Annotated in this window: 17 protein-coding genes; 10 read left to right on the forward strand and 7 right to left on the reverse strand. The window is 52.7% G+C overall.

Features of this window, described 5'->3' with window-relative positions:
* Positions 1 to 145 precede the first annotated feature (145 nt).
* A complete protein-coding gene (locus tag ACFPDR_RS08610) occupies positions 146 to 730 on the forward strand; it encodes a hypothetical protein (protein ID WP_035271683.1) in 585 nt (194 codons plus the stop codon).
* A 156-nt stretch (positions 731 to 886) separates the two neighbouring features.
* Here the strand turns inward: ACFPDR_RS08610 and ACFPDR_RS08615 are convergent, their stop codons facing one another.
* On the reverse strand, positions 887 to 1,252 hold the full coding sequence (locus tag ACFPDR_RS08615; protein ID WP_376910992.1) for an SH3 domain-containing protein: 366 nt from the start codon (positions 1,250 to 1,252) through the stop codon (positions 887 to 889).
* 180 nt (positions 1,253 to 1,432) lie between these two features.
* On the opposite strand from ACFPDR_RS08615, the gene ACFPDR_RS08620 reads away from it, so the two are divergent.
* Positions 1,433 to 2,557, forward strand: coding sequence for a site-specific integrase (locus ACFPDR_RS08620; RefSeq protein ID WP_115633717.1), 1,125 nt, complete (start codon positions 1,433 to 1,435; stop codon positions 2,555 to 2,557).
* Between the two features lie 73 nt (positions 2,558 to 2,630).
* On the forward strand, positions 2,631 to 3,092 hold the full coding sequence (locus ACFPDR_RS08625) for a GNAT family N-acetyltransferase (RefSeq protein ID WP_251196550.1): 462 nt from the start codon (positions 2,631 to 2,633) through the stop codon (positions 3,090 to 3,092).
* A gap of 154 nt (positions 3,093 to 3,246) precedes the next feature.
* On the opposite strand, the gene ACFPDR_RS08630 is transcribed toward ACFPDR_RS08625, so the two are convergent.
* Both ACFPDR_RS08630 and ACFPDR_RS08635 read right to left on the reverse strand, forming a co-directional pair.
* Positions 3,247 to 5,358 (reverse strand): hypothetical protein, encoded by a 2,112-nt coding sequence (locus ACFPDR_RS08630; protein ID WP_376910993.1) that lies wholly within the window; start codon positions 5,356 to 5,358, stop codon positions 3,247 to 3,249.
* Between the two features lie 11 nt (positions 5,359 to 5,369).
* Positions 5,370 to 5,810, reverse strand: a complete 441-nt coding sequence (locus ACFPDR_RS08635; RefSeq protein WP_302356823.1) for an aegerolysin family protein — start codon at positions 5,808 to 5,810, stop codon at positions 5,370 to 5,372.
* A gap of 295 nt (positions 5,811 to 6,105) precedes the next feature.
* Here ACFPDR_RS08635 and ACFPDR_RS08640 point away from each other — a divergent pair, with 295 nt between their 5' ends.
* The 4 genes from ACFPDR_RS08640 (at position 6,106) to pap (ending at position 9,300) form a co-directional block, all read left to right on the forward strand.
* Positions 6,106 to 6,276 (forward strand): hypothetical protein, encoded by a 171-nt coding sequence (locus ACFPDR_RS08640; protein WP_321290717.1) that lies wholly within the window; start codon positions 6,106 to 6,108, stop codon positions 6,274 to 6,276.
* A gap of 23 nt (positions 6,277 to 6,299) precedes the next feature.
* Positions 6,300 to 6,479: a hypothetical protein gene (locus tag ACFPDR_RS08645; RefSeq protein ID WP_240688292.1), complete on the forward strand. Its 180-nt coding sequence runs from the start codon at positions 6,300 to 6,302 to the stop codon at positions 6,477 to 6,479.
* A 290-nt stretch (positions 6,480 to 6,769) separates the two neighbouring features.
* On the forward strand, positions 6,770 to 7,531 hold the full coding sequence (locus ACFPDR_RS08650) for a glucose 1-dehydrogenase (RefSeq protein ID WP_035271677.1): 762 nt from the start codon (positions 6,770 to 6,772) through the stop codon (positions 7,529 to 7,531).
* 239 nt (positions 7,532 to 7,770) lie between these two features.
* Positions 7,771 to 9,300, forward strand: a complete 1,530-nt coding sequence (gene pap / locus ACFPDR_RS08655; RefSeq protein ID WP_376910994.1) for a polyphosphate:AMP phosphotransferase — start codon at positions 7,771 to 7,773, stop codon at positions 9,298 to 9,300.
* 74 nt (positions 9,301 to 9,374) lie between these two features.
* Here pap and ACFPDR_RS08660 read toward each other — a convergent pair whose 3' ends face one another.
* The 4 genes from ACFPDR_RS08660 to ACFPDR_RS08675 all read right to left on the reverse strand — a co-directional run bounded on the left by ACFPDR_RS08660 (position 9,375) and on the right by ACFPDR_RS08675 (position 14,444).
* The gene (locus tag ACFPDR_RS08660; RefSeq protein ID WP_321386938.1) at positions 9,375 to 9,833 is read right to left on the reverse strand and encodes a hypothetical protein; all 459 of its coding nucleotides are present in this window, start codon (positions 9,831 to 9,833) and stop codon (positions 9,375 to 9,377) included.
* Positions 9,834 to 9,851: 18 nt separating this feature from the next.
* The gene (purT, locus tag ACFPDR_RS08665; protein ID WP_115633666.1) at positions 9,852 to 11,054 is read right to left on the reverse strand and encodes a formate-dependent phosphoribosylglycinamide formyltransferase; all 1,203 of its coding nucleotides are present in this window, start codon (positions 11,052 to 11,054) and stop codon (positions 9,852 to 9,854) included.
* 150 nt (positions 11,055 to 11,204) lie between these two features.
* A complete protein-coding gene (locus ACFPDR_RS08670; RefSeq protein ID WP_376910995.1) occupies positions 11,205 to 12,794 on the reverse strand; it encodes a multicopper oxidase family protein in 1,590 nt (529 codons plus the stop codon).
* Positions 12,795 to 13,376: 582 nt separating this feature from the next.
* Positions 13,377 to 14,444, reverse strand: a complete 1,068-nt coding sequence (locus ACFPDR_RS08675) for a DNA-binding protein (RefSeq protein WP_376910997.1) — start codon at positions 14,442 to 14,444, stop codon at positions 13,377 to 13,379.
* Between the two features lie 189 nt (positions 14,445 to 14,633).
* On the opposite strand from ACFPDR_RS08675, the gene ACFPDR_RS08680 reads away from it, so the two are divergent.
* From ACFPDR_RS08680 to ACFPDR_RS08690, 3 genes are all read left to right on the forward strand, one after another.
* Positions 14,634 to 15,833, forward strand: a complete 1,200-nt coding sequence (locus ACFPDR_RS08680) for a tyrosine-type recombinase/integrase (protein ID WP_239054266.1) — start codon at positions 14,634 to 14,636, stop codon at positions 15,831 to 15,833.
* A gap of 147 nt (positions 15,834 to 15,980) precedes the next feature.
* Positions 15,981 to 16,913, forward strand: coding sequence for a LysR family transcriptional regulator (locus ACFPDR_RS08685; protein ID WP_203144630.1), 933 nt, complete (start codon positions 15,981 to 15,983; stop codon positions 16,911 to 16,913).
* A 103-nt stretch (positions 16,914 to 17,016) separates the two neighbouring features.
* The gene (locus tag ACFPDR_RS08690; protein ID WP_239054265.1) at positions 17,017 to 17,688 is read left to right on the forward strand and encodes a DsbA family oxidoreductase; all 672 of its coding nucleotides are present in this window, start codon (positions 17,017 to 17,019) and stop codon (positions 17,686 to 17,688) included.
* Positions 17,689 to 17,747 lie beyond the last annotated feature (59 nt).

Genomic DNA, 17,747 nt, shown 5'->3' on the forward strand with positions numbered 1-17,747 from the left:
TGCAATGCAGTAATGCAATATTGGGGGGTATTGGTCGTGCATCTCTTGCAAGATGACTATTTTCTTGCAGCGTGTGACAAGGCTTTCAGGGTGGGGTGGGGGCGGGCTAAACTCCTTTTTTCAGCTCGCAAGCAAGGAAGTCTCTATGTGGAAAACAGCGTTGGTCGTCGTGGTAGCCGGTTTGTTGGCAGGATGCCAGGACTCGAAAAAGGCCAATGAGGAAAATTTCAGCACGGCAATCCAGAGCTATCTGGATACGCGAGACGGCTTGTGTGTAGGAGTGCCTGGACGTGTGTATCCCTATCAGGCCGAGCACGATTCCCCCTTGATTGTGGAAGATCGAGCTCGTCTGGCTGCCTTGGCCAAGGTAGGTTTGTTGCGTCAGGTAGGAAAGGAAGAGGCACCGCGCTACGAGCTGGATGCCAATGCAGACACCTATTTGCGTCGTTCCAGCTCCGAACAGTCGCAGGGCGAGCATGATGCATTTTGTACGGGCCGCCTGGTTCTGGACCGTATCAACTACTTTACCGAACCGGCCAGCGCAGGCGGGTTTACCGTCAGTCAGGTGAGTTATGTCTATCATCTGGCCGATGCGGCGGGCTGGATCAAAGATAGCGCGGTTCAGGATACCTACGAGGATCTGCGCGCGTTGACGGCCCAGGAAGTCGAGGGGCAGGCACGAATGATTCTGACCAATAAGGGCTGGGTTCATCAGAATCTGTACAGATAGCCCGGTTCAATAGTGCAGCTTTGCATGATTGAGAGCTTGGGACGCAAGCAGCGAACTGTGCTTGGCAAGTAGCCGTAACGATGCGGCCGTTGTCACTTGTATTGATGCCAAGCGTTGCCCTGGTGCTGCTGTTGCTGCCAGTCTCGCTGCCAGCAATCAGGTTTCAGCAAGCAGGGGAGAGAGGTGGCTGATAGGCACCCAGCCCAGGGCGCCATCCTGGGGGCGCTGGCACCAGCACCAGCCATTCAGGATTTTCTCTCCTTGAACCCGATCGCCTTCATCCACATTCATTTCCAGCGCGCTGTAGTCTTGCAGGGCGCGACCGGTCCCAGCATCGGGCAGGCGCTCGATAATTTGTTCGGGCACCCATCCTCCAGGGTGTTCCTGAGTAGAGCAGTAAATCCAGTTATCCCAGTCTTCCAGGCCTTGATACCGTTCCCCAACTATAAGAAAGTCACCTTTTTTCAGGACTAAGGGATTTGGATACTCAGAGCGATGTGGGGTGGTGACCAGGTACTTCATCGTGGCGTAGCTCGCAAAGGTTGTCAGGCTGTAGCATTGTACGCATTAGCATAAGACGAATATGCTTTCCAAGAACCTTCCTGTTTCTCCTTTATTCGCTTCCCCTTAGCGTCGAGTTAGACCTTGCCATACAGACTGATTCCCCAATAAAATGCAATTAACGGAAAAGATGGGTGCGAAATGAAAAAACGGTCTACAAGAGAAGAAGGGCAGTTTGATCTGCCTATTTTAGGCTCGCAGGCCGCCGACATTTCGGCGGAGGCCTTGTTTGATACCTGGTTGCAGCATCAACGCCCACCCATGGCACCCAGCACGCAGCGGGTGTATCGCACCTTGTGGCGGCGCTTCTTGCAGGCACTTCAGGATCATAAAAAGCAGTACACCCAGATCAAGCCTGTGGATATACGGAACTTTTTGAGCAATCTGGACGAAGTGCGCCGCCCGCAGCGTGAACGCTATCAACAAGTAATCGCCCGTGCTTATGAAGAACTATGTCGCCAGGATGGACGCTCCGAAAATCCTGCACTGGGCCCCGCCATCAACGACCCCTTCAAGGAAAGCTGGCGCCAGGCCCCTGACAACCAGGCCACCCAATTTCTTTCTGTAGATCAATGCTCTGCCACCATCAAGGCATTGCAAAATCGACGGCGTGTCCTGGAGTTGGCCAGTGATATGACCATTGCCGCCCGTTGGCGTGAATATCGAGATATGACGATTGTGGCTGTGATGCTGGGCACAGGCTTGCGGCCGGTGGAGTTGGGGCAGTTGCACCCTTCAGCTATCGGAGTGGCCCAACGCAGGGCCGACCCGGTGGAGTCGGACGAAGCAGATGAGGAGCACACCACGCAATGGCGCGATGGAACTATCCTGCTGAAATTGACTGGAGCGGCCAAGCGCGAGGTCGTAGCCCCCATCTGGTGCGAAACCATATTGCGTAGCTGGCTGATTTTCAGTGGTGCAGAGGACGCTTCAGCTTGGGCCAAGGACAGCCGCGTTTTCCCCGGCTCTCGTCAGATCAGCGCTGCCCGACCCCAGGCACAAATGAATCCGGCCACGCTGGCTCGCATTGTCAGCAAATGGGGCATCAAGCAGATGGATCTGGTGATGACGCCTCAGCGTCTGCGCAATACCTTTGGGGCGGGCTTGATCGAACGAGGTTTTTCCTTGCCTGAGATCGAAGAAATTATGGGTTATGCCCCCGGTGCAGCCAGTGCCTGGCGCCTGCAGGCGTCCTGGCTAGCATGGCTGGAAGCGCAAAAGACTCCGGCCGATCCCGCAATTACCGAGAATACGCAATCGGAATGAAGGGCTAGTCACGGTTTCGTCAGCTCCGGGAGGCATAATTTCAGATCCATTTCGCTTTATTGAGGAGTTTGAAGTGACGTCGACACCTGTTTTTCGTCGTGCTGTGGCAGCGGATCTGGAGGCCATCGTAGCCATGTTGGCCGACGATATTTTGGGCCAGAAACGGGAAAACACCAGCCTGCCTTTGGCTCAGTCCTATCTGGACGCTTTTGAGGCGATAGAAGCGGACCCCAATCAGTATCTGGCCGTTGTAGAGCTGGATGGCACGGTTGTGGGCACTTTGCAGATCACGTATATGCCAGGCCTGTCGCACCAGGGCGCGTGGCGTGGGGAGATTGAGTCTGTACGTATTGCCAGCGCAGCCCGTGGTACGGGTTTGGGGCGTTTGATGATTCAGTGGGCCATCGAACAATGCCGTGCACGCAATTGCCACCTTGTGCAGCTTACCTCGGATATGGCTCGTATCGATGCACATCGGTTTTATGAGCAACTGGGTTTCAAGGCCAGCCACAAGGGTTTCAAGATGACGCTGTAGGATTCTTTCTTCAGGATGGATCTGGGCCAAGAGCGGTCATAGAACAAGAACTATAAGCACCGCATTAATGGAAAAGCTCCCCAGACATGATTGATGCCTGAAGAGCCTTTCATGGGAGAGACTGTTAAGGGGATTGCCTGAGTTTCAGGCCAAGTTATCCAAATATACTGTTGATTTTCTCAACGGTTCCGATATAGGTAGTGCTTATTTTTCTCAGAGTGTAGGGAACGGTATAAGTCCAATCCTTAGACCAGGAATCGCTGCTTAAGGTGCAAATGTTGAGATTGCCCAGTTCTTTTTCCAAGGCGGCAAATTGATCTTGTAGAGATTGGCTTGACGCAAGACTCCGGCCCTGGCCTTGCCCCCGCCATTGAACTCCCTTGGCGGCAGAGTATGGAATAGGTATCAACCTGACACTGTCGTTAGTCAGAATCCCTTTGTCTTTATCAGCCGTTAGCTTCCTTGCCATTTCGCCGCCTTTAGTGAAAATCATTTTTTCAGGCAAGGCTTTTCGCAATAGCATCAGGGACGGCCCGAAGGCATAAATATCACCATTCGTATCAATGAATGGGAGCATTTTTATGAACGAGCTAAACGCAGTCGGATTGTTGCTCCCATAGCTGCAATAAGCAGCCTTGTAGGTCACCTCGGGATACGGTATCGGCTTAACGTCGATAATTTCACTGCTTACTGACTGGTCCCCAATGAGCAGGCCCAGACCAAGCTCCGCGTTACGCAAGAAACCAATTTCGTTCCAGGCGGTATAAATCTTCTTGGCTTCATCGCTTAAGGAGTTGAATGCGATTTCCACCGCATCGTCACTCTCTACGTTGTCGCTCAATACACCCTGTGCAATTTTGAACGAATCGGCTACTTGAGACGCTGAATTAAGATGGCAGAAATCCAGCTTGATATTGCAAGCGTTAAAGGTATTGTAAATAGTGTTCAAGGTGGACAAATCTTGCATCATGCAACGAATTTTCAGGATGTACTCGGCCACTTCAGCATCGTTGATTTCGTTCATGTATCCCATCGACATCCATGGGAAAATATCTGACCAGTTTGCTATCCAGGCGCCTAGAACGGCGTAGTCTGAGCTTGAATCCAAACTGCTTGCTCTGACCCCTTGAAGCGAGATGTTCTTCTTCCTTCTGGAGACGCTTCCTTCTGCTAACACGTCCAATGAGTTTTCCTGTACTTTTGAGGCCAGGTCGTTTAAGCCATCAATATTGTTCTTGTCCCGAACTGTTGATTTGAATTCTTCAAACGTTAAATTCGGGTTCGTTTTTTTGGCTTCTTCATATCCGGACGCGAGCGAGAACTCTTCAGAATCGCCCAGCTTTTTAATGGTATCCAGCTTTTCCGTTACCTCTTCATTTTTTTCTGGTTTGAGAAAATCAGGGATTTTTGGAGGAGGGCTTACTGAACTTTGCATAGGCGCTTTATCCAGCAGGCTAATTCCTGAAATCTCGGCAAAGGACTTGTTGGCAACAACATCAAACCAGGAATTTACCTGGCTTTCAACGCAACCCCCACTGGCGAGAGCCTTGCAAGATACCTCAACTTCAGAGCTTTGATCTTTTTGAGAGCCATTATAGGTTTGCGCTATGGATACGGAACTTCCTATCCCTGAATAGCTGAATTCAGCCGTTTCTCCATACTTCCAGCTGTCTTCTGATTTTTTGCTCGTCATCTCCGTAGAAACAGAGCCCATTCCACCCCAGATGGCTCCAACGACCAGGCCATCCCCGTAGGATGAAATGAAGTTCTGCAGAGATTTGACCCATTCTTTCATGAGCTCGTCTTTTTCTGTAGACGATCCAGTGCAGTCACGGGCAGCAATAAATTTCTCTAAAACCTTTAACGAAAGATTTTTAGGTCCGGCGCTTAATGAATTTAATACATCTTCCACTGTCAGGTTGTCGAAGTCTATATATTCGATTCCCGAGATCATGGAAATATTGTAGGAGACTTTTATGGATTTGTACTCCGAAGCAGTCGCATTGCTGACGGATACCGCAACTGCTGACGTAAACTTGGCGATCCCCGAGGGGCCATAGGCTCCTGAAAAGCCAATGGTTCCCTCGTTCAAGGAGTCAGTATAGACATATTGGCTTTTACCACTCATACCCATTTCAATTTCTTTTTGGGTAATCATTCTGGTAATTGGATTTATCAGAACTGAAGGTTTGAAATCATTCCCAAGAACAGTAGATCCAACTGTGATTCCCAGTAATGGGTTGATGGATTTAGCTTCTATGCCCATGATTTTCTCCCTTAGGATTTTTTGACAACAGTAATGAAGATGTTGCCTGTTGCGCCGCTTGGGCTGCCGCCACCTTTTTTGCTCACTGTGTAGTTTTCTTTATCCTTTACGGTGAGTTCATCACTGTTGGAACCACTCCAGGGGCAATCCCAGTAATAATCGAAAACTAATTTATCACCATCGTATAAAGAAAAGCCTCCTTCCGTTCCAGATGAAGCATTTTCACGTCCGCAAGAGGCAATGGTGTATGAGTCTTCGTCTTTAATAATGGTGCCATTGATTTGGCTAGGACTTATTTCCTTATCCTTATTTCCAGGGACATGAAACTTTCCCCACTTCAGATAAGCGCCTTCTATTTTGAAGTTTGAGTTAACAACGAAGATGGTGATTTCTATCCATTGTGCATAAGCCCGAACCTTGCTTTCTTCAGTTGCAATATCTTTAGCAGTCATGGTTAAGTCCTCAGCTTGTTAATTAAGTTGCGCCTAACTACATTGTTTTGCACTTATGTGCAAGCAGAGAATAGCAGCTGAATTGTTTTAATACAATTTAATTTAAATAAAAAAATAGCTGCTTTTCTATCTTCTTTATTATTCGCACCCTAATTTAAATTAATATCGTAATTACGATGTTTTTATATGAATAAATTGTCTGAATTTTTCTTGATTAGTACGAAAACTGTTTTCTGCCCCTTCAGTCATGGCGTTGGCCCACTGTAGGTCTGACCTGGTGGAATGGGACAACGTAGTGAAAGCACGTCACGCATTGGTGCGATCGGACCAAGCAGCTGAGCAAGCCATCGTAGCCATGCTGGCCGACGATAATCTGGGCGAGAAGCTGGTGAACATCGGCCTGCCTTTGGCTCAGTCCTCTCTGGAAGCCTTTGCGGCGATAGAGGTAACCACAATCAGTATCTGACGGTTGTTGAGCTTGATGGTGCGGTGGCAGATGCTTTGCAGATCACGTATATGCCAGATTTGTCGCACCCGGAGGAGTGGAGTGGAGAGATTGAGTCTGTGCATATGGCTAGCGCAGCTCGTAGTAGGGGATTGGCCCGTTTGATAATTCAGTGGACTATCGAACAATGCCGTGTGCGCGCAAGTGCCACCTTGTGCAGCTAAGCTCGGATACGGCTCGTATCAATGCCAAGCTGGCTATTTCTTTGGTCAATTTGCCGTCCTTCAAACTCAAAGGGCATTTGCCGATAGGCAACCCTGTACTGAATCCGGCGCTTGGAATCACAAACTCGAATACTTTCATGAAGACTAGACCGGCTTTGCCCCTGGCATCTTGCAGCATAAAGGTCGGGATTACCTCGTCCTTTATGCTGTCTGGAAAAATGGACAGCTAGCCCTGAGCTTGGTTTTTAGCCTTATGATGTTTTCTCAAACTGTATGTTGGAGATAGGCAGATGGGTGTAGCGTCAAATTATCCAGTCATATTGATTACCGGCGGGAGTCGAGGGATAGGTGCTGCGACGGCGCGTCTGGCGGCGAAGCAGGGCTATAACGTTGTTCTTAGCTATGTCGCCAGTGAATCTGATGCCTTGTCAGTGGTCGCTGAAGTAGAGGCGACAGGTCGTCAAGCTGTTGCTTTCAAGGCGGATTGCGCGGACCCGGAGCAGATTACTCAACTCTTTGAGCAGGTTGACCAAAGGTTTGGGCGGATTGATGTTTTGGTAAATAACGCAGGCGTGTTGTTTCAGCAGTCTCGTCTGGAAGATCTCAGCTTCGAGCGTATACAACACACTTTTGCGGTCAACACGATTGGTCCCATGCTTTGTGCGCAACAGGCGGCCAAACGCATGGCTTATCGCCATGGTGGGAAAGGCGGTTCTGTCATCAATGTTTCCTCTATAGCGGCCAAGCTTGGCAGTCCAAACGAATATGTGGATTACGCCGCTTCGAAAGGAGCTTTGGAGACTTTCACAACAGGTTTTGCTAAAGAGGTCGCCCGAGAAGGGATTCGTGTTAATTGTGTTCGGCCTGGGCATATTTATACCGAGATGCATGCCAGTGGCGGCGAGCCAGACCGTGTAGACCGATTAAAGGACAGCATCCCGATGGGCCGTGGTGGCCAAGCAGAGGAAGTGGCGCGTGCAATTTTATGGCTAGCCAGCTCTGAGGCGTCCTTTATCACGGGAACATTCCTGGATGCGAGCGGTGGCAAGTAGCCATTGAGGGTGACGAGGTTTTGGGCCTTGAAATACGATGTTCTGGATAATTATAAAAATCGCATAATGTATATTATGTAAAGTCAGTAATCGATAGACTTTAGCCCCATTCCCTTAAGCACCTGTTTTTATCGCTTGTCACTCCTCTCTCTTCTTCCGGATTATTTTTGCTCTGAAGGTAGTTAAGTCTTCCCTTGCATGGTTATAGTGAGCAGCTATGTAAACCGGAGCAAAGCACCATGGGCCATGTACTACAGTTTGCCGAACGCGATCCCAGCTTGAGTGATGACTTGGCCAAGGCGCAGATTGAAATCCTGCGTGAAGCCTTGCTGTCCAAGCAGTACGAACGTCTGGATAAGGCAGATCAAACCCTGCTGATCGTGGTGGCAGGTATGGACGGTGTGGGTAAAGGCTCTGCTATCAATACCTTGAACACGTGGCTGGACCCTCGCCATGTGCACACTCTGGCGTTCGGCAAGTTAAGTGAAGAGGAAGCCATGCGCCCTTTGATGTGGCGTTATTGGAATAGCTTGCCCGCTCGTGGTCAGACGGGTTTGGTGTTTGGTTCCTGGTACGCGCCTTTGATGAAAGAACTGGGCCGTAAAGAACCGGATCCGGCCAAGATTGCTTTGTATACCCATCTGATTAATCGTTTTGAAGCGCAGTTGGCTTATCAAGGCGTGCAGGTTTTGAAGCTGTGGTTCCATCTTTCTGCGCAGGCTCAATTGGATCGATGCGCTACCTTGATGTCTGATCCTAGTACTGCCTGGCGTGTCAGCAAGGCTGACCTGAAAGTTCACAAGCAATTCAATCGCTTGCGCAATGCCGCGACGCAAACTATCAATTTGACTCATCGGAATTACGCCCCTTGGGTTGTTATCCCTAGCGCAGATAAGAACCTGCGTGATGTGTCTTTGGCCAAGGTGGTGTTGCAGGCCATGGACAAGCCTATTGTCCCGCGTCAGGTGAAAGAGCCGCATGCCTTCCCGTTTCGCTTGAACGTCCCGACTGCTTCGCTTCAGTCCCCTCCTCCTGAAGAATCTGTGCAGGATTACGACGCCGAGCTTTTGCATTGGCAGGGCCGTTTATCCTGCGCGGTACGTAGCAAAGCTTTCCGCAAGCACTCTTTGGTACTGGTGTTTGAGGGGCGGGATGCAGCGGGTAAAGGCGGCACTATCCGCCGTTTGACCGAAGCCCTGGACGTGCGCACTTACGATATCCACCCTATTTCTGCCCCTAATGCTGTGGAGCTGGCACGCCCTTATCTATGGCGTTTCTGGCGCAAACTGCCGCGTCTGGGGGAAATTTCGATTTTTGATCGATCCTGGTATGGCCGTGTGCTGGTGGAGCGAGTGGAAAAATTGATTTCCCGCGCCGCTTGGCATCGCTCTTACGAGGAAATCAACGAATTTGAGGCACAGTTGCTGGCCAACGGTACGGCTGTGATCAAGTTCTGGCTGGATATTGATAAGGACGAGCAGCTCAAACGCTTCAAGGCCCGCGAGGAAACGCCCTTCAAGAATTACAAGATTACGGAAGACGATTGGCGTAACCGGGAGAAATGGACGGCGTATCAACGCGCTGCGGAGGAAATGTTCGCCCAGACCGATACTCACATGGCACCTTGGCATATTGTGCCCAGCAAGGACAAAAAAGCCGCCCGTATTCAGGTTCTGCGTACGGTCGTCGGGACGCTGGAGTCTTTGGATGAGCACATGATCAGCCTGAATGAGCCGGCCTTGTCTGATCAGGTCAGTGAGCAGGTATAAGGATGCACGTGCTTTTTTACCGACAAGGCTTTACTTCGGTTAGGCGTATTGCCGATTTGCTTTGACGATGAGCCTTATAAATCCTGCCGTGCTGCCAGGCTAAGGATTTTGCGCCAACGTTTGGCTTCTGCGGTATGGGTAGGTTGGATTTCCCAACTTTGCGTTGGGTTACGCAAAGTCAGCGTCAATCCCCTGCCCTGCAGCTCGACCGAGTCTATATCCGCAAAAATAAACGCTCGTGTTCCCTGCCCCGTTTGAATCTGACCGCGTTTTTGCAGGGCATCCAGGCGTATTGAACCGTCGGGTAAAGCCAGTTCCAGAATACGCTGGCCTTGCTGCTTTTTGCCGTGAATGGCCAGATAACGGCGTCGCCATACGATAAAGGGGGCCACCAGAATGGCCGCCGCGATCAGCAGGCTCAAGATCGCGGCGATGACACCGGCACTGGCACTGACCAGGCTAAAGATCTGCATTCCACCATACACAAGCGCCGCAATAATCCCCAGGAACAGCAGGACGACGATGATGGGCATAGTGGAAAACTCCTTGTTTTAGCGGGCTTGGACTTTTACGGTGACAGCGGCCTGGCGGGCGTTTGCACGGGCCGTTTCCAGATCAGCGTCTGCGGCCAGGGCGACACCCATGCGGCGCTTTTCAAAGCTCTCGGGTTTGCCGAACAGACGGATATCGGTTTGCGGGATGCGCAAGGCTTCAGCCACATTCAGGAAATTCACGTCTTTTGCATCTACTCCGCCGTAGATCACGGCGCTGGCGCCGGGCATACGCAAGGCGGTATTCACAGGCAGGCCCAGAATGGCGCGTGCATGCAGCTCAAATTCGGACTGCCATTGGGTGGCCATGGTGACCATGCCGGTGTCGTGTGGACGGGGGCTGACTTCACTGAACCAGACCTGATCGCCCTTCACGAACAGCTCAACGCCAAACAAGCCCTGGCCGCCCAGGTTCTGGGTAACGGCTTGGGCAATATCGCGTGCGCTTTGCAGAGCTGCGGGACTCATGGGCTGGGGCTGCCAGCTTTCTACGTAGTCGCCATCTACCTGCTTGTGGCCGATGGGATCGCAGAACTGGGTTTCGATTTGGCCGTCTGCGCCTACGGCACGGACAGTCAATAAGGTGATTTCGTAGTCGAAGTCGATAAAGCCTTCAACAATGACGCGGCATTGGCTGACGCGGCCACCCGCCATGGCGTAGTCCCAGGCTTTGGCAACATCGTCCGGGCCGCTGATCTTGCTTTGACCCTTGCCCGAGCTGCTCATCAAGGGTTTGACGACGCAAGGGTAGCCAATCTTGTCGTCGATAGCGGCTTGCAGCTCTTCCAGCGATTCGCAGAACTGGTAGGGGCTGGTAGGAACACCCAGGGTTTCAGCGGCCAGGCGGCGGATGCCTTCGCGGTCCATGGTCAGGCGAGCGGCACGGGCCGTCGGAATGACGCGTACCTTGCCTTGGGCTTCCAGTTCTTCCAGCACGCCGGTGGCAATGGCTTCAATCTCGGGCACAACCAGGGTGGGCTTTTCTTCTTCGATCAGGGCGCGCAATTGTTCGGCATCACTCATGGTGATGGTGCGCGAGTGATGGGCGACCTGCTGGCCAGGTGCGTTCTCGTAGCGGTCCACCGCTATGGTTTCTACCCCCAGGCGTTGCAGCGCAATCAGTACTTCTTTGCCCAGCTCTCCCGAGCCCAAGAGCATGATTTTGTCCGACGACGACGATAAAGGGGTGCCCAACAGGCTCATGGCGCGTGCTCCGCTGAAAATGAGAAATTCAAAAGCGGTATTGTAATGCAGGCGACGCCGGGTTTTTTTCAGGCAGGACTGCTTTGTCCGCCCTGCTGGCACACAGGCTTGCAGGGCGGATGTTTTCAAGGTTCTACATCAGCGGTCAGGCTACTCCACCATTAGCTGCGCCATCATGCCCAGGTCCTCGTGCTCCAGAATGTGGCAGTGGAACATGCGCAGGCCGGGCAATTCCTGGCGGAATGCTAGCCGGACCGTCTCATTGGGCCGCAGATTGACCGTGTCGCGCCAGGCCCGGAACGCCTCCGGTACGGACTGCATCCCGGTTTGGCGCGCCAATACCTGAAACTGTGTGCCGTGCAGATGGAAAGGATGGTCCATATGGGAATCGTTAATCACATCCCAGTACTGCCACTGCCCTGTTGGGCAACGCAGGTCGATGCGGTCCATGTCGTAGACCTGATTGTTGATACGGAACATGGAACGCATGGCAGCCATGCCGGGCATCATATCGTTATCCATGCCTGCAATACCCTGGTGGTTCATCCCGGATGAGTTTGTCATACCAGAACCGTGCCCAGACTGCATGTCATGGTTCATGGGCATGACTTCGCTGAACACGACTTTTGCGGTACTGGCGGCTGCTGGAATGGCAGGGATTGCGCGTAATTGCTTGGGCAGTTCGATTTCCTGATGGTGGATTTTCAGTGTTGCCAGCGTCAGGGTTTCGGGACTTTCCTGCACCATCATTTTTTGCCGATCGTAATACAGTGCTTGCAAGCTGCTATCCAGATCTTTATCCACCTGGATAAAGAACTCCACCCGTTCGGCCGGGGCCATCAAAATCGACTCGGCCGCTGCCAAGGCTTGCTCTAACAGTCCGCCATCTGTACCGACTTGAACCAGCCGAGCGCCGGGGATGTGCAGCTTCAAATAACGGGCAGAACACGAGTTCCAGACACGGATGCGTTCTGCTGTGCTGGCCTGGATAAGGGGTTGGCGTTGACCATTCAGCAGCACGAACTGCCCTTCCCTGCCGTTCATCCAGTCAGGACCTGTGTTGGCCGGAATATGGCCATTAATGTCCAGCCGCAGATCGCTAATGGCCCAGTGTTGCTCCGTGTAGTCTTTCAATGGGTCTTTGGGAGAGCGGACAATAATTGTCCCGCCCAATCCGTGGGCGACTTGCTCACCGCTTTTGCCATGAGGGTGTGGGTGATACCAGTACGTACCGGCGCAGCCTTCGGGCAAGGTAAAGCGGTAGTAGCGGCTTTGTCCTGGCATCACCGCGTCTTGTGGGTTGCCGTCCTGATCAGAGGGAACCGGCAAACCGTGCCAGTGGATGGTAGTGGCCTGATCCAGCTGGTTTTCAAACTCGATTTCTACTTGGTCGCCCTCATACAGTTCGATCAGCGGGCCGGGAGCTTGGCCGTTGTAAAGCCAGAGTTCGGTGCTTTTTCCATCTGCCAGAACGCGTTGATGGGCAGCAGCAGTAATTTTGGCCTGGAAAAGCCCTTTTTTCTGACTACTGTTTTTAAGTACAGGTAGAGCTTGCAGAGCCTGGCCAGCCGGCATTTTTTCTATGGGCATCAGGCCTGGGCGGGTGCTCATGCCGTGACCGGGCATACCTTCAGACATGGAGCCGTGGTGCCCCATCATGCCCTGCCCCCAGCTTCGCATAGGCAGGCTACTCAAGAGGCTGGCACCCAAAGTCAGTTTAAAAAAATCGCGTCGTTTCATGGGTTTATCCCTATCAATCATCAATACACACGTACCACCCAGGCTGGATCAGCACAGGCTTTTAGCGCTTGGGCGGCAATTAAAACGAGATGATCAGGACGAGCGCGGAGGTGGCTGGGCGGGGCCAATCAGCCGGGAGACGTAGTTTTGATGCAGGGGGACGGGAGGGAAAACGGGCTGTAATGCCACCGCTTCAGGTGGTGGAGCCTGCGTCGCCAGACAAGCGCAGCAACCACTTTTCATTGGAGTGCTGCAATGGTTGGGAGCACTATGGTGAGATTGCCCCGACGAGGCATGTTGCGCTTGAACAGTGCTGCGATCCGTATTTTGAATCGTGGCGTGAGCGGCAAAGCTGCTACTCACACTCATGCTGGCAAAAAAAACAAGCAGGCCGACTAATAAAAGCCAGCCTATTGTTTTGCGAGATGAAATGGGTGCGCGCAGCATGGGCAAAAGCTTAGCATAAGCCTTCTGTGCATCGTTTACGCTAAAACAGACCGTTACACGCAGTGGTCTATCCAGGCGATTGAAAGTGCAGCAAATCAACCTTACGGATGGCTGGCATAGGCTGCTAAATAGATTTTATTGTTCAGGATCGTTCTTGATCTGGCGTCGCTTCAACCGTAGGGGGCGTACAGGCTGGCTTTGGGCTTGTTCCAGTTCCTGGCTGAGTCGTTGGGCTGTTTTGCGCGCCTCTTCATTCTCCCGCTCCAGCAAAGCAGCGCGAGTACGCAACATTTGCAATTGCCCCTGCATCTCTTTGGCCAAGTTATGGCTGATATCCATAGCCGCTTGCATCGCGCGGCGCTCGCCCTGCTCTTGCCCCAACTCCTGGCGCAGTTTCTGCATTTGATCCTGCTGTTTGTTCAGCTCCTGTTCGTGAGCTTGACGCTGGGCCTTGTTTGCTTGCTCGGCCTCTTCTATTTGCTGACGCAGTCGCGTTTGAATGGAGCGTTCCTTGTCGATTTCCAGTAAAGCACGGCGCTCGTTGGCCTGGGCGCGTTCTTCGGTCAGCTCAATAGCCTTTTGCAGCCGCTCCAAGTCCTGGGTGAATTGCTCACCTTGGCGGCGCAGTTCTTGTTGAACCAATTGTTTTTCGGTTTCCAGCTCGTTTTGACGTTGTTTGGCGTGCAGCAAGTCTTGTTTCAGAGCTGCTTGTACCTGACTGGCTGCCTGTAGTTCCTCTTTCAGCTTTTCTATATGGGCTTGGGCATTTTTCAAGGCGCCCTGCTCTACTTTCAGTGCCTGTTGGGCCTCCAGGGTTTGGGCTTGAGCCTGTGCGACGTGTTCATCAGCCTGAGTCTGGTAATGCAGCATCTGCTGCTTCGAGTGCCCCATCGCTTCTTGCCAGATACGACCCAGCAGCTCCCCCGTCAGGGCTTGTAGTTCTTCGGGCATGTCGGCCACATCCAGCCGAACTCGACTTTTATCCCGCAAATCTTCCCAGAACGTCTGTAGTGCCTGAGCCGGAGCGCTCATGCTGCCTTTGCGCACCAATTGGTACAGCTTGTTGGCCGTAGGTGTGACGCCATAGCGGAAAAACAGGAGTGCGGCCACTTCTTTGTACAAAGTCTGCGTATGGCTGAAGCGATCACGTAATTGGGCAACATCGGCCAGGATTTGCCCCTCGTTTGGCTGGTTTTGCTCCATTTTTCCACCTTTGTTAATAATTTAATTAATAATACAACGTAATATATAAAATTATCAACAAATTGGATTCTATAATTTGACATTATCTCTATAATGTCAAATATGTGGCCCTAAACAGGCTGATTGGCACAGGCACGGGTTTGAAAGCCCTTCCCTGCTCTCTTATCGCCTTCGTTTTTCTGCTTATTCATGGAAATAGCCAACACTTCGCCCTCAACCGACCTGGGATCGGACGATATTGCTCAATTGCTGGCTCGTTTTGACGGGCGGCAAGGGGCCAACCGGTCTATCGGCGGACGTGCACAGATTGAGGCGCAAACAGATATAGAGGCATTGCGGGCCTGGTTGGCGCGCTATATAGATAGTCCACGCACCTATGCGAACTACCGCAAGGAGGCGGAGCGCCTCTTGTTATGGGCGGTATTGGAGCGTCGCAAGGACTTGTCCTCGCTTAGCCTGGAAGACATCCTGGCCTATCGTTTGTTTCTGGCGGACCCTCAACCCGCTCATCGCTGGGTGGTTCAAGGGCGCTCCCGCCCTGCCCGTCACCATGCGGCATGGCGGCCATTTGCGGGGCCCTTGTCTGAAAGCAGCCGGAATCAGGCGTTATTGATTCTGAACTCTTTATTTAGCTGGCTGGTACAGGCGGGGTATTTGGCGGGCAATCCTTTGGCCTTGTCTCATCAGGGCCGACGTCAAAAGAAAACCACCGCCCCCCAGCAACGGTACTTGACCCGGTTGCAATGGCGTTGGGTACAGGATTACATCCAGGCCCTTCCTGAAGATACGCAGAGCGAGTTGCGCTATAAAGCCCGCGTACGTTGGCTCTTTTCCATTCTTTATGGCGGCGCCCTGCGCATTTCCGAACTGGTTCAGGCGCGTATGGCCGATGTTCAGGAACGTGTTGATGCGGGAACGACGGCTCAATGGTGGCTGCATATCCACGGCAAGGGCGACAAATGGCGTCGTGTGCCTTTAACGCAAGAGCTGTACGGCGAATTGATGCGCTACCGACAAGCGCATGGGCTGGAAGGACCGCCCCAGGCTTTGGAGCCCTATCCTTTATTAATGTCCGCCGGTGCCAGCGACAAGCATTTGACGCGGGCCATGGCGCATGTTCTGGTCAAACAGGTTTTTCAAGGTAGTGCGGATCATTTACGGAGTCTGCATCCCGATCAGGAGTCCCAGGCCCGTACTCTGGAGCAGGCCTCGGCTCACTGGCTGCGTCACTCGGCGGGTTCTCACCTGGCTGATCAAGGGGTGGATCTACGTATCATCCGTGACACTTTGGGCCATGAGTCTATCGCTACGACCAATATCTATCTGCATGCGGATGATGATCAGCGTCACCAGGCTCTGGAGCAATCCCACAGCCTGGGTTGGAAATAAGGGATTCGCTTCGAGACAAGAAAATCAGACGCAGACAGCCCGCGGCAATGCGGTAGGATACGATTCCTGAGGGGGCTGCGTTCCTGTTTTCAGGCATGTTTCCCGCCCAAGCCTTGCTATAGCTGATTGTTGGAGTACCTATCCCTTATGGACACTTTTAATGTCATGCGCACCTTCCGGCGCATTGTGGAGCTGGGCGGACTTGCCAAAGCCGCGGAGGATCTGGGGATATCCGCAGCGGGTTTGAGCAAGCAACTGCGTACCTTGGAAGCGCATCTGGATACGGTGCTGATCCAGCGCACTACGCGCAGCATGAGTCTGACGGAGACTGGCCGCAGCTACTATGCCGAATGCTGTCGGATACTGGATGAGCTGGACGCTTTGGAGCGCTCGGTCAAACAGCAGTCCCAGCGCGTGACGGGGACCTTGCGCGTGAATGCCCCCTTGTCGTTTGCACTTAGCGTCCTGTCGCCATTGATGACGGATTTTCTACACAAGTATCCGGAACTGAAGCTGGAGCTGGTGATGGAAGACCGGATCGTGGATGCCGTGGCTCACGGTTTTGATGTCTCGGTGCGTTTGCGTAGCAGCCTGGATGATTCCACCCTGATTGCTCGTCGCCTCGCCACCATCGAGCAAAAATTATGCGCCGCCCCCACCTATTTGAAGCAGCATGGCCTGCCTCAGACCTTGCAGGATTTGCGCAATCACAAAATGATCAGCTATAGCCTGGCACATACCCAGGGCCTTGCTTTTGATAGTGATTTCGACAGCAATCCTCAACAGCACCCCCCCAGTGGTACGGCTTTGCTGTTTTCAGGTGAGCATAGTCAAGTGAATAACAGCCTGATGCTGCGCGACTTTCTGATTGCCGGTTTGGGTATTGGCGCCCTGCCTTCCTTTCTGGCAGATCCAGCAATTGCTTGCGGGCAGTTGCAACGCGTTTTGCCCGAGTTCGTGAATGAGCCCCGCCATATCTACGCCGTGTATCCGACCAATCGCCACCTGCAACCCAAGGTCAAAGCCTTCGTGGATTATCTAGCCGACCAACTGCCCCATGCCATGTCCAACGCCCTGTAAACAGACCTTTATGAACTCGAAGTAAAAACTGTCTGCACCGCCACGTGCTTATTCTCCGCTCCGGGGAACGCTATTGTGATGACCATCTTACAAGGACATCACAATGCACGATCAAACACACCCGACCCAGCCGCGTGTCTCCCCCCTGATTATTGATTTCTTCCATGACGCCGTCTGCGGATGGTGTTATGTCATGTCGCCACGCTTGCGGCAAGTTGCCGCCGAACTGGGCATCCAGGTCCGCCACCATACCTTTGTTCTGCAAGACAGCCGCGAGCAGATGCTGCAAGCCTTCGGCTCCATGGAGCGCGCCAAACGTGAAATCCTGGGCCACTGGGCCGTCTGCGCCCAACACGACGATACGCAGTCCATCAATATCGAGGGCATGCGAGCACAGAACTTCGACTATCCCCATGGAATGTTGTCCGCTCGGGCCTGTCAGGCGGCGCAGCTACTTTCTGGCGACAACGCCCATTGGGATTACTTCGATGCGGTGCAGCGTGCGCATCTGGCAGAAAGTCGCAATATCGGCGATATGGACACGCTGCTGGAGGTCGCCATTGCGCAAGGCTTTGATGGTGAGGCCTTTCTGAATGCTATGGATAGCGATATCGCGCAGCAGCGAGTTCAAACCGATCGCGCCGAAGCGGTACGGCTAGGGATCCAGTCCATCCCCACTTTATTAGTCTCCTCACGCGAGACCGGCCAAGTGTTGGCCCGTTTGCAGACCCAATCCGCCGAAATGCTCAAAAGCCGTTTGCGCGCTTTGCTGTAAGCGCTGCCCCTTTCTTTCTTATCTACGCTTCATAAAAGGACATCCATGTCGATTCGTTT

It is taken from the genome of Alcaligenes sp. GCM10023179 (assembly GCF_042653705.1).
In the GTDB taxonomy this organism is placed as follows: domain Bacteria; phylum Pseudomonadota; class Gammaproteobacteria; order Burkholderiales; family Burkholderiaceae_B; genus Alcaligenes; species Alcaligenes phenolicus.

Excerpts from the sequence above, each read along its gene's own strand:
- ACFPDR_RS08610 (WP_035271683.1), top strand. The coding sequence starts at position 146 with ATGTGGAAAACAGCGTTGGTCGTCGTGGTAGCCGGTTTGTTGGCAGGA.
- ACFPDR_RS08615 (WP_376910992.1), bottom strand. The coding sequence starts at position 1,252 with ATGAAGTACCTGGTCACCACCCCACATCGCTCTGAGTATCCAAATCCC.
- ACFPDR_RS08620 (WP_115633717.1), top strand. The coding sequence starts at position 1,433 with ATGAAAAAACGGTCTACAAGAGAAGAAGGGCAGTTTGATCTGCCTATT.
- ACFPDR_RS08630 (WP_376910993.1), bottom strand. The coding sequence starts at position 5,358 with ATGGGCATAGAAGCTAAATCCATCAACCCATTACTGGGAATCACAGTT.
- ACFPDR_RS08635 (WP_302356823.1), bottom strand. The coding sequence starts at position 5,810 with ATGACTGCTAAAGATATTGCAACTGAAGAAAGCAAGGTTCGGGCTTAT.
- ACFPDR_RS08650 (WP_035271677.1), top strand. The coding sequence starts at position 6,770 with ATGGGTGTAGCGTCAAATTATCCAGTCATATTGATTACCGGCGGGAGT.
- pap (WP_376910994.1), top strand. The coding sequence starts at position 7,771 with ATGGGCCATGTACTACAGTTTGCCGAACGCGATCCCAGCTTGAGTGAT.
- ACFPDR_RS08660 (WP_321386938.1), bottom strand. The coding sequence starts at position 9,833 with ATGCCCATCATCGTCGTCCTGCTGTTCCTGGGGATTATTGCGGCGCTT.
- purT (WP_115633666.1), bottom strand. The coding sequence starts at position 11,054 with ATGAGCCTGTTGGGCACCCCTTTATCGTCGTCGTCGGACAAAATCATG.
- ACFPDR_RS08670 (WP_376910995.1), bottom strand. The coding sequence starts at position 12,794 with ATGAAACGACGCGATTTTTTTAAACTGACTTTGGGTGCCAGCCTCTTG.
- ACFPDR_RS08675 (WP_376910997.1), bottom strand. The coding sequence starts at position 14,444 with ATGGAGCAAAACCAGCCAAACGAGGGGCAAATCCTGGCCGATGTTGCC.
- ACFPDR_RS08680 (WP_239054266.1), top strand. The coding sequence starts at position 14,634 with ATGGAAATAGCCAACACTTCGCCCTCAACCGACCTGGGATCGGACGAT.
- ACFPDR_RS08685 (WP_203144630.1), top strand. The coding sequence starts at position 15,981 with ATGGACACTTTTAATGTCATGCGCACCTTCCGGCGCATTGTGGAGCTG.
- ACFPDR_RS08690 (WP_239054265.1), top strand. The coding sequence starts at position 17,017 with ATGCACGATCAAACACACCCGACCCAGCCGCGTGTCTCCCCCCTGATT.